Annotated in this window: 6 protein-coding genes and 1 pseudogene; 5 read left to right on the top strand and 2 right to left on the bottom strand. The window is 70.6% G+C overall.

What is annotated here, in order from left to right:
* The 3 genes and pseudogenes from ACFWFI_RS36025 to ACFWFI_RS36015 all read left to right on the top strand — a co-directional run.
* Positions 1-219 (top strand): annotated as a pseudogene (locus tag ACFWFI_RS36025) (F420-dependent methylene-tetrahydromethanopterin reductase); the annotation flags it as partial.
* Positions 216-1463, top strand: a complete 1248-nt coding sequence (locus tag ACFWFI_RS36020; protein ID WP_387398763.1) for an LLM class flavin-dependent oxidoreductase — start codon at positions 216-218, stop codon at positions 1461-1463. The pseudogene ACFWFI_RS36025 and the gene ACFWFI_RS36020, both read left to right, overlap by 4 nt.
* A gap of 191 nt (positions 1464-1654) precedes the next feature.
* Positions 1655-4723, top strand: coding sequence for an endo-alpha-N-acetylgalactosaminidase family protein (locus ACFWFI_RS36015; protein ID WP_387398760.1), 3069 nt, complete (start codon positions 1655-1657; stop codon positions 4721-4723).
* Between the two features lie 92 nt (positions 4724-4815).
* On the opposite strand, the gene ACFWFI_RS36010 is transcribed toward ACFWFI_RS36015, so the two are convergent.
* Positions 4816-6585, bottom strand: coding sequence for a glycoside hydrolase family 35 protein (locus tag ACFWFI_RS36010; protein WP_387398758.1), 1770 nt, complete (start codon positions 6583-6585; stop codon positions 4816-4818).
* Between the two features lie 131 nt (positions 6586-6716).
* On the opposite strand from ACFWFI_RS36010, the gene ACFWFI_RS36005 reads away from it, so the two are divergent.
* The gene (locus ACFWFI_RS36005) at positions 6717-7604 is read left to right on the top strand and encodes a helix-turn-helix domain-containing protein (RefSeq protein WP_387398756.1); all 888 of its coding nucleotides are present in this window, start codon (positions 6717-6719) and stop codon (positions 7602-7604) included.
* Positions 7605-7824: 220 nt separating this feature from the next.
* Here ACFWFI_RS36005 and ACFWFI_RS36000 read toward each other — a convergent pair whose 3' ends face one another.
* On the bottom strand, positions 7825-9279 hold the full coding sequence (locus ACFWFI_RS36000) for an alpha/beta hydrolase (protein WP_387398754.1): 1455 nt from the start codon (positions 9277-9279) through the stop codon (positions 7825-7827).
* 437 nt (positions 9280-9716) lie between these two features.
* Between ACFWFI_RS36000 and ACFWFI_RS35995 the strand changes: the two genes are divergently transcribed.
* Positions 9717-10376: a GNAT family N-acetyltransferase gene (locus tag ACFWFI_RS35995; protein WP_387398751.1), complete on the top strand. Its 660-nt coding sequence runs from the start codon at positions 9717-9719 to the stop codon at positions 10374-10376.
* Positions 10377-10385 lie beyond the last annotated feature (9 nt).

Genomic DNA, 10385 nt, shown 5'->3' with positions numbered 1-10385 from the left:
GCCGACGGCTTCATCCTCGTCCCGCACCTCACCCCCGGCGGTCTGGACGACTTCGTGGACCGGGTGGTGCCGCTGCTCCAGGAGAAGGGCGTCCACCGCCCCGACTACACCGGCACCACGCTCCGCGACCACCTGGGCCTGTCCGACGCACCCCGCCCGGCCGCCTGGACCGGGCAGCCCGTGCGCGACGAGCACGACGAGAAGGAGACCTCCGCATGACCGGCACGACCGGCGCCACTGACTCGACGGGCGCCGCCGGCGCCCCGCTGCACCTCGCCGTCGCCCTCGACGGCGCGGGCTGGCACCCGGCGGCCTGGCGGGAGGAGGGCGCCAGGCCCGGTGAACTGCTCGACGCCGCGTACTGGGCCGACCTGGTCGCGGAGGCCGAGCGGGGCCTGCTCGACTTCGTCACCTTCGAGGACGCCCTCGGGCTCCAGTCCGCGGCCTTCCACCGGCCCGACGACCGTACCGACCAGGTCAGGGGCAGCGTGGACGCGGTGCTGCTCGCGGCCCACCTCGCGCCGCTCACCACCCGCATCGGCCTGGTCCCGACCACGAACGTCACCCACACCGAACCTTTCCACCTGGCCATCGGCATCGCCACGCTCGACCACGCAAGCAAGGGCCGCGCCGGCTGGCGCCCGCAGATATCCTCGCGCGCGGCCGACGCCGCCCACTTCGGCCGCCGCACCACGCCTCAGCTCACCGACGACGACGTGACCGACCCGGAGCTGATCGCAAAGCGACTGCGCGGACTCTTCGCGGAGGGCGCCGAGGTGGTGGAGGCAGCCCGACGGCTCTGGGACAGCTGGGAGGACGACGCGGAGATACGGGACGCGGCGACAGGCCGCTTCCTCGACCGGGACAAGGTCCACCACATCGACTTCCGGGGCACGAACTTCAGCGTGAAGGGCCCTTCGATCACCCCGCGCACGCCTCAGGGCCAGCCGCTGGTGGTGAGTCTCGCGCACGCCTCCACGCCGTACGAGTTCGCGGCTCTCAGCTCCGACCTCGTCCTCATCACGCCGCACGACCGGGCGGGCACGGTGGCGATCCTCGCCCAGGTCGACGAGGCGGTGAGGCGCACCGGCAGGGACGTGAACAGCCGGCCGCTCAGGACCTTCGCCGACCTCCTCGTCCTCCTGGACGACGAGCCGGGAGCCGCCGCCCGGCGGCGGGCACGCCTGGACGAGGCGGCCGGTGCCGAACTCGGCTCGGACGCCGAGATGTTCACCGGCACGCCCGGCGAACTGGCCGACCTGCTGCTCGACCGGCGCTCCGCGGGCCTGGACGGCTTCCGCCTGCGGCCGGGCACCCTGCCGCACGATCTGACGGCGATCACCCAGGGACTGGTCCCGGAGCTGCAACGGCGCGGGGTGTTCCGTCGGGAGTACGAATCCACCACCCTGCGCGGTCACTTGCGTCTCCCGCGCCCCGTCGGCCGTTACGCGACACCGGGTTGACGAGCCACAGCGGCCAGGAGCCCGATTCCCGGACGGACACCGTGCGACGGTCCCGGGGCAGGCTCCCGTCGAAATGAGAACGAGCTGTAAGCGTTAGTCCAACACCCACTCCTCCTTTGTCCATGGGCGCGTTCACCCCGGGCGGCGCATCTTGGCGTGCACAGATGCCGTCAAGCGTCAGGAGAGCGAGCATGCACGCACAGGGCCCCGGACCGAGCCGCAGGACCGTGGTGGCCGCCACCGCACTGGCGGGGGCGGGACTGGCCCTCACGGGATCCGGATCCGCGCTCGCGGCGCAGCGGGAGACCGTGCTGCGCTCCCGCGAACTGGAGGTGCGCGTCGACCCGGACTTCCCGCGCATCGTCTCGTACACCGACCGCGCCGGGGGAGCCGTACTGCACGGGCAGGAGGACCCGGTCACCTCCGTGCTGATCGACGGGACCTCCCGAACCCCGCGGGTGACCTCGCGATCCGGCCGCGACAGGGCGTCGTACACCCTCGCCTTCGACGGCGGCACCGAGATCCGGGCCGAGATCCGTGTCACCGGCCGCAGGGTCGACTGGCGGGTCACGAGGATCACCGACACACCGGCCCTGCGGGTCGGCACGCTCCAGATCCCGTCGCTGGCGTTCCTGTCGGTACGCAGCGACCAGCCGGGCGCCGCTCTCCTCGCCGCGCGCATCCAGCTCGACAAGGCCAAGAGCGGCGACACCCTGGTCGAGCTCACGCCCGGGACCGCGCCCGACGCCGAGCCGACGGGCTGCGCTTACGCCGTCGTCGCGCACGACCGGCTGGGTGGTGCCCTGGAGACCAACACGACGTATGACAGACCCGAAAGCGTGCCCGGGGCCACCTGGGAGAACGGACGGCTGTGGCGCCAGACCGTAAGGAAGGAGGACTTCGTCAAGGCGCAGCTTGCCTGCGGGCAGTGGACGCACCGCGCCGCGACCGCGCCCCTGGACGCCACCGAGCCGCTCCCGTACGCCACCGTGATCATCACCGGTGACCGCAACGGCGACGGGGTGGTGGACTGGCAGGACGCCGCCATCGCCTTCCGCGACATCATGGTCGACCCGCTGGGCGCCGACGAGCAGCACCTGCGCGTCGTCCCGCACATCCCGTTCAACTTCGCCAGCCAGGCCACCAACCCGTTCCTCGTCACGCTCGACAACGTCAAGCGCATCTCCCTCGCGACGGACGGCCTGCGCCAGTACACGCTCCTCAAGGGCTACCAGTCGGAGGGTCACGACTCCGCCCACCCCGACTACGCGGGAAACCACAACGAGCGCGCGGGCGGCCTCGAAGACCTCAACACGCTCGTGAGCGAGGGACGCAGGTGGGGCAGCGATTTCGGCGTGCACGTGAACGCCACCGAGTCGTACCCCGTCGCGAAGGCGTTCTCCGAGACGCTCGTTGACAAGAACAACGAACAATGGGACTGGCTCGACCAGAGCTACCGCATCGACCAGCGGCGCGATCTCGTCTCCGGCGACATCATCAAGCGCTTCCAGGACCTCAGGGACGAGACCGACCCGGCCCTGAACATGCTCTACATCGACGTGTTCCGCGAGTCCGGCTGGACCTCCGACCGGCTCCAGCGGGCGCTGCGGGAGCAGGGCTGGCAGGTCACCACCGAGTGGGGCCACGGCCTCGAACGCTCCTCGGTGTGGTCCCACTGGGCCACCGAGACCGACTACGGCGGCGACACGTCCCGGGGCATCAACTCCCAGTTGATCCGCTTCATCCGCAACCACCAGAAGGACGTCTTCGCCGACAAGTGGCCGACGCTCCTCGGCATACCGCGCACCGGCAACTTCGAGGGCTGGGTCAACAAGACCGACTGGAACACCTTCTACCAGCAGATCTGGACCGACAGCCTGCCGGCCAAGTACCTCCAGGCGTACCCGGTCAGAACCTGGGGCGCCCACGAGATCACGTTCTTCGGTCCGACGAAGACGTCCGTGGACGACACCGACGGCACCCGCCGCATCACCACGGACGGCCGGGTCGTCTACGAAGAGGGACGCTACCTGCTGCCCTGGGAGCCGCGCGAAGCCACCGACCCCGACCGGCTCTACCACTACAACCCGGCAGGCGGCAGCAGCACCTGGCGGCTGCCACGCGGCTGGGCCGGCCGGGCGGAGGTCTCCGTTTACCGGCTCACCGACCAGGGCCGGGTGTACGTCCGTGAGGTGCCCGTCCGCTCCGGCCGCGTCACCATCGAGGCCGAGGCGAAGCAGCCGTACGTCGTCCATCGCAACCGGACACCCGCGAACCCGGACCCGGAGTGGGGGCAGGCGACACCGCTCCACGACCCGGGCTTCAACTCCGGTTCCCTGGACGGCTGGAACGTCAGCGGGCCGGCGTCCGTGGAGCTGAGCGCCCTCGGCGACTACGAACTGGTCGTCGGCGCCGGCCCGGCGGCGGCCGTCGGCCAGCGGCTCGCCCGCCTCGCACCAGGCGCCTACGCCGCGTCCGTACAGGTGGAGGTGGGGGACGACGCGGGGGAGCGGCGACGAGCCGCGCTCACCGTGCGCACCGCCGACGGAACCACCACCGAGAACTGGACGGACTCCTCCACCGCCGTCAACTTCGTCGCGGCGGACCGCAAGCACGACACCCGCTTCCAGCGCATGTTCACGTACTTCACCGTGCCGGACGGCGGAGGCCCGGTGGACCTCACCCTGCGCACCGAGGAAGGGGGTGCCAGGGTCCGCTTCGACAACGTGCGGATCGTCGCCGCGCAGCGCACCACCAAGGCCGGAGCCGTGGCCTTCGAGGACTTCCAGCACGTGCCCCAGGGCTGGGGCGCCTTCGTCAAGGGCGACGCGGGCGGCTCGACGGACCCCCGCACCCACATCGCGCAGCGGCACGCCCCGTTCACCCAGCGCGGCTGGAACGGCAAGGCGATCGACGACGTCGTCGACGGGACCCAATCGCTCAAGTCGCGCGGTGAGAACGACGGCCTGGTCCACCGCACCGTGCAGCACACCGTCCGCTTCGAGGCGGGAAAGCGCTACCGGGTGACCTTCCGGTACGAGAACGAGAAGGCCGGACAGTACGCGTGGATCACCGGGGTCGACGCGCCGTCCTCCCGCGAACTCGACCGCAGGGACCTTCCCGTCGCCACCTCACCGGCCGTACTGAGCTACGAGTTCACCGCGCCGCCCGAGGGCGAGACCTGGGTCGGCCTGCGCAGGACCGGCGACGACGGGACGGCGGAATTCGTCCTCGACTCCTTCGAAGTGCGCGAGGCGTGACGGGCAGGTGAGAGCAGCCACGGACAAGGGGTAGAGCCGCGGATGGCCGGCCCTGGCAAGGGCCGGCCGTCCTTGGCTTCCGGGCGCACCCCTCAGCCGAGAGTCAGCAGGGGTTCGCCCGAGCGCTCCAGCTCCAGGACCCACACCTCGTTCACACCCTCACGCAGCACGGTCCCGGGAACGTACAGGGACTCCTGGGGCCCCACGCTCCAGTAGCGCCCCAGGCAGAAGCCGTTCACCCACACGAAGCCGCGCTCCCACCCCGGCAGGGTGACCCCGGCGTCGCCCGCACCGCGCACCTCGAAGGTTCCCCGGAAGAGACCTGCGACGGCCGTTTCCGGAGAACGGAACGGAACCTTCCCCAGTGCGTCCGCCCCCTCGATCGCGTCCAGGGCCAGCCCCCGCGCCCGCACACCGTGCAGGTACTGCCGCTCGTGCAGGACCCCCCCGGTGATCCCCTTCGGCTCGGCGAGACGCGGCCCGTAGTTGACCCGCCCCAGCGACTCCACCCACAGCTCCACCGCGGCCGGCCCGGCGACCGGCTCGTCCAGCTCCGTGTACGAGGCGGCCTCGGCGGGGCCGCCGCCCAGCACCCCCGCCCGCGCCCCGTCGACGTACACCACCGCCCGGTCCCGCAGTCCGGTCACACCCAGCGGATACGGCCGGCGCGGCCCCGGTACCTCCACCCGGTAGCGGACCACACCCCGGTCCACCCCCAGCTCCTCGAACGTCGGCGGCATCGGCCACTCCGCTTCCGGACCGCCAAGGGTGTCCATGACATCACTCAGAGGTGCCCACTCCACGAGCTCCGCGTGCACCGGACCGGTCAGTGCGGCGGGCGGAGCCGGCATCTCGGGCAGTGGGGCACCACCCTCCTGGTGAAGCGCGAGGACGTCCCGGAACAGCCAGAACTTCTCCGTGGGACGGCCGTACTCGTCGATGGGGGCCCCGTAGTCGTACGACGTCACGATCGGCTGGAGCTCCCCGCCGTGCATGTCCCCGGAACGGTTCGCCCCGGACCATCCGCCGAAATTCGTACCGCCGTGAGCCATGTAGAAGTTGACGGACGCACCGCAACGAAGGATCTCCTCCAACACCGCGGCCGCGTCCGCGGGATCCCGTACCACCGGCTCCGCACCCCAGTGCCCGAACCACCCGCACCAGAACTCCATACACATCAGCGGCCCGTCCGGACGGTGCCGCCGCAGCGCCTCGAAACCCTCCCGTGCCCCCGAACCGAAATTCACCGTCGCCAGCACGCCCGGCACCGAACCGCCCGTGAGCATGTGGTCCTCCGGCCCGTCGGACGTGAACAGCGGCACCGTCACACCGAGCTCGCTCAGCATCTCCGCGAGACGGCCCAGATACACCTGGTCGGAGCCGTAACTGCCGTACTCGTTCTCGACCTGCACCATGATCACCGGGCCGCCCCGGTCGATCTGGCGCCGCACCACCTGCGGCAGCAGCCGCCGGAACCACCGCTCCACCTGCCCGAGGTACTCCGGATCGCGGGTCCGCACCCGAGTGCCCAATGCCCCCGTCAGCCAGGACGGCAGACCGCCGTTCTCCCACTCGGCACAGATGTACGGGCCCGGCCGCACGATGGCCCACAGCCCCGCAGCTTGCGCGGCGTCCAGGAACCGCCCCAGCGCCTCCACGTCGTGAAGGCGCCCCTGCTCCGGCTCGTGAAGGTTCCACGGGACGTACGTCTCCACACAGTTCAGCCCCATGGCACGCAGCATCGCCAGTCGGTGTCCCCATTGGCCCTCGTGCACCCGAAAATAGTGCAGGGCACCCGACAACAGCCGTACGGGCCGCCCGTCCAGCTCGAAATCCCGCTGACCCACCGTGAATTCAGCCATGGTCCCCCGCCTCTCGTTCCACCACCACCCCCACCTCATCCCCTGGCGGCGGAGCCGTCCATGGACAAAGATCAGCGATGTTTGGACACAACGGAACGCCGACGAGTCGGGCGGGGAGGAAACGGAAGCGGATGTACCACACCTGGATGCGCTATTTCACGCCGAGCGCCACCCACCTCAAGCTGGGTCTGGTCTGCCTCGGAGTCGGTCTCCAGCACGGCACACTGCCCAGCGTCGGACCCCGCACCCTCGACCACCACGTCGCCGTCGTCATCAGCGCGGGCAGCGGCTGGTACCGCTGTCCCGACGGCAGACGCACCCCCGTGAGCGCCCCCGCACTGATATGGCTCGTACCGGGCGTCCCGCATCACTACGGCCCCGACCCCGTCACCGGGTGGGACGAGAGCTTCGTCGACTTCACCGGCCCCGCCACCGCCCCGTACACCGAACTCGGCTACATCGAACCCGACCGCCCGGTCGTCCCCCTCGCAGACACCGGGTCCGCCCGCGCCGCCGTGAGCCGTATCGCCCGCGCGGCCCGTATCGGCAACCCGCTCCTGGAAGTCGAGACCGGCGCCGCCGTGCATGAACTGCTCGTCGCCCTGCGCCGCTCCCGCGCCGACGTCGGAGCCGACGGAGACCCCGTGCTCAACGCCCTCGCCCGGGACGCCTTCCAGCCCCTGTCCGTCGCCGAACACGCCTCCCGCCACGGCATGACCACCGCCGAGCTGCGCACCGCCGTACGCCGCGGCGCCGGATGCAGCCCCAAGGACTACCTCCTCGGCATCCGCCTCGGCCGCGCCAAGGAACTCCTCGCCGCCACCGAGCTCCCCGTCGCCGCGGTAGCCCGCCGAGTCGGCTACGACGACCCCGCCTACTTCTCCCGCCTCTTCGCCCGACGCGTCGGTATGGCCCCGGTGCGCTTCCGAGACCAGCAGGGCCGGGCGGTCCCCGGCGGCTGGAGCCATCAGATCCCGGATCCCGAGCACCCCCCGACCATCGCCACCCCGCCGGCATGAGCTCCGGCTCCGCGACAACGACCCGTGCCCTCACAAGGCGCCCTCGACCGTGGTGCACCGCGTCGTCCGGTGCGTATCCGCTCGGTCTCCGGGGCTGCAGACCTCGCAGGAGCGGGAGCGGGAGCGGGAGCAGGAGCAGGAGCAGGCAGCCGTTCACTGGCCATGGCGCGATCGCACGATCCGGTCCGGACAGCGGAACGGCTTCGGTCTCCCGCCTGCCTCACCCGGTAGGCATGACCGGAGGGCAACCAGCGCCGCGGGGCGGGACCTTCAGCGAGATCAGGTAGGCGTCGATCACCATCTGTGCGCAGGGGCTGCTGTTGTACGTGCCGTGGCCCCAGCCCTCGTAGGTGTGCAGGACCGCGCTGCTGCCGAGCTGCTCGGCCACATGGGTGGCCCAGTTGTAGCCGGACGCCGGGTCGTGCACCGAGTTGGTGAGCAGTACGGGCCTGCTGGTCCTCACCTTCAGCCGGTGCTGCGGATTGTCCGGCTCGGGTGCGCCGAGGCAGGCCGAGACGGACATCAGGGCGCGGGGGTACTTCATGTCCGGGGCGATCCTGCTGATACGGCGCAACTCGTGCGCGTACCCTTGGTAGCCGCGTACCGGCAGACTCCAGTCCTGACAGAAGATCTCGAACGGATTCGTCCCGAGCGCGAGCTCGGGCCCGTCCTCGGTCGTTCCGGAAGCCTGTATGGCCCCCGGCCTGCTCTCCTTCAGCCCGCGCAGGTAATCGCCCAGCCTCGCCCACGCGGGGTCGTACAGCCGCTTCATCACCATGACGTTGAGGTCGAACGGGGGCAGTACCGTGCCGTTGTCCGACAGCTCCCCCCGCTCGGCGCGGTCCAGCAGATCCCCCCAATATGCCCGCACATCCGAGCCGTACAGGGCACAGCTCTTGGTCCGTTCGCACCACGCCACGAACTCGTCGAAGGAGTCCTGGAGGGTGGCGGCCTGGGTGGAGAGGAACTCCCTCACGCCCAGGCTGTGGTCCACCACGGCCTCCAGGACCAGGGCACGGACCCGCTTCGGATACTCCTCCGCGTACTGCTCGCCGAGCAGCGTGCCATACGAACTGCCGTGGAAGGTGAGGGACTTCTCGCCGAGAGCTGCCCGGACGGCGTCGAGGTCCTTCACCATGCTGAGGGTGTCGACGTGGTCGAAGAGTCCGTTCTCGGTGTTCTTCCTGCAGTCCTCTCGCAGCTCACGGTTGTACTCCGCCGTGGCATCGAACTCGGCCCGGCTCTTCATGACCGGCGACGGACGCCTGTCCAGGAGCTCTTGCGAGCAACGGATCGGGTTGCTGAGCCCCACGCCGCGCGGATCGAAGCTGACGATGTCGAACCGGCTGCGGAGGTTGTCGCTGAAGCGGCTCATACCGCCCTTGCCCACGATCCGGTTCACGCCCGAATCCCCGGGCCCGCCTGGCCCGAACACCATGGAGCCGACCCGGGCACCGGGGCCCGTGGCCCTGCGACGGGCGAGCTGGAGGTCGAACCGCACCCCGTCCGGATCGCCCCAGTCCACCGGCACCGAAAGCGCGCCGCACTCCGCCGAGACATCGTCCTCGCACGGCTTCCACGCGATGTGCGAACCCGCCCCGGCGGGCCCCGGCACCCACCGCTCACCCGCCGCTCCGCCCGCCCCTCGACCCGGCGCCCCGCCGGCGGTCTCCACGCCCGCGAAACTGACCGTTACGGCCAACACCGCACCCCAGGCAAGGTGCGACCGCCCTCTCCGGCGACGGCTGCCCCGTTCACCCGATGCATGAATTTTCACCACAGCATCTGCCCCTCACTCCGTCCGAGGTTCCGAGCATCGTCCGCGCGCGCTCCGCCCGGTATCCGGCAAGACCCTGGGCCGGCCCCTAGGGTCTCTCGTTTGGATCGGGCCGAAACGAGAGGCCCTAACGGCTGTCCCTCGACGTTCAACGGGCCGCCCGGGGCACGGCCGAGCGGTAGCCGTGGCGAATTGCCGGGGCCTGCCGAGCGGTCTCACGAGGCCGGCACCGCGCCAATTCGCGCGACATGACGTGATAGCTCTGCGACGCTACGGGGGCCCGGGACTGCTGCCTGGTACGAACAACCAACGCCGGCAAAGAGGATTGGCGATCGATGAGTTTCACGCTTGAGGGACCGACTCTGGAAGGCACGCTCGTGCGCCTGGAGCCACTGGGACATCAGCATGGGCCAGACCTGGCCGTGGCGGGGGAAGAGGACCGGAGCTCGTACCGGTTCACCTGGGTGCCCACGGCGGCTGAGGTCGGGGGATACATCGATACCCAACTCGCCCGTTCCGCTGCTGGGATGCTCGCCCCGTACGCACAGGTGGAGCGGGCGTCGGGGCGGGCGGTCGGAGTCACGGCCTACTGGGATCCGCGGCTGTGGCCGACAGGAGACAGTCTGTGCGCGATCGAGGTCGGTTTCACCTGGCTCGCGGCCTCGGCGCAGGGCACAGGGGCGAACACCGAAGCCAAGTACCTGTTGTTCCGCCACGCGTTCGAGAGCTGGGGAGTGGAACGGCTCGACTTGAAGACGGACGCGCGCAACAGCCGCTCGCGAGCCGCGATCGAAGGGGTTGGTGCACACCTCGAGGGCGTGCTGAGGAGCTGGTCCCGGTCGTGGGCACCCGGCGAGGACGGCCGGCTCCGTGACTCCGCGATCTTTTCGATCACCGCAACGGAGTGGCCGGACTGCCGGGTGAGGCTCGAACAGCGAATCGCTCGCGGCCTCGAACGCAGGCAATCAGCGGCAGATCTCCCCACCTCGGTCTAGGAGTTGTCC

It is taken from the genome of Streptomyces sp. NPDC060209 (assembly GCF_042728155.1).
Lineage (GTDB): Bacteria > Actinomycetota > Actinomycetes > Streptomycetales > Streptomycetaceae > Streptomyces.
The sequence above is the reverse complement of the archived record's forward strand: the minus strand, read 5'-3'. Positions and strand labels throughout refer to the sequence as shown.

Coding starts and splice junctions, on each gene's coding strand:
- ACFWFI_RS36010 (WP_387398758.1), bottom strand. CDS start 6,585: ATGGCTGAATTCACGGTGGGTCAGCGGGATTTCGAGCTGGACGGGCGG.
- ACFWFI_RS36020 (WP_387398763.1), top strand. CDS start 216: ATGACCGGCACGACCGGCGCCACTGACTCGACGGGCGCCGCCGGCGCC.
- ACFWFI_RS36005 (WP_387398756.1), top strand. CDS start 6,717: ATGTACCACACCTGGATGCGCTATTTCACGCCGAGCGCCACCCACCTC.
- ACFWFI_RS36015 (WP_387398760.1), top strand. CDS start 1,655: ATGCACGCACAGGGCCCCGGACCGAGCCGCAGGACCGTGGTGGCCGCC.
- ACFWFI_RS35995 (WP_387398751.1), top strand. CDS start 9,717: ATGAGTTTCACGCTTGAGGGACCGACTCTGGAAGGCACGCTCGTGCGC.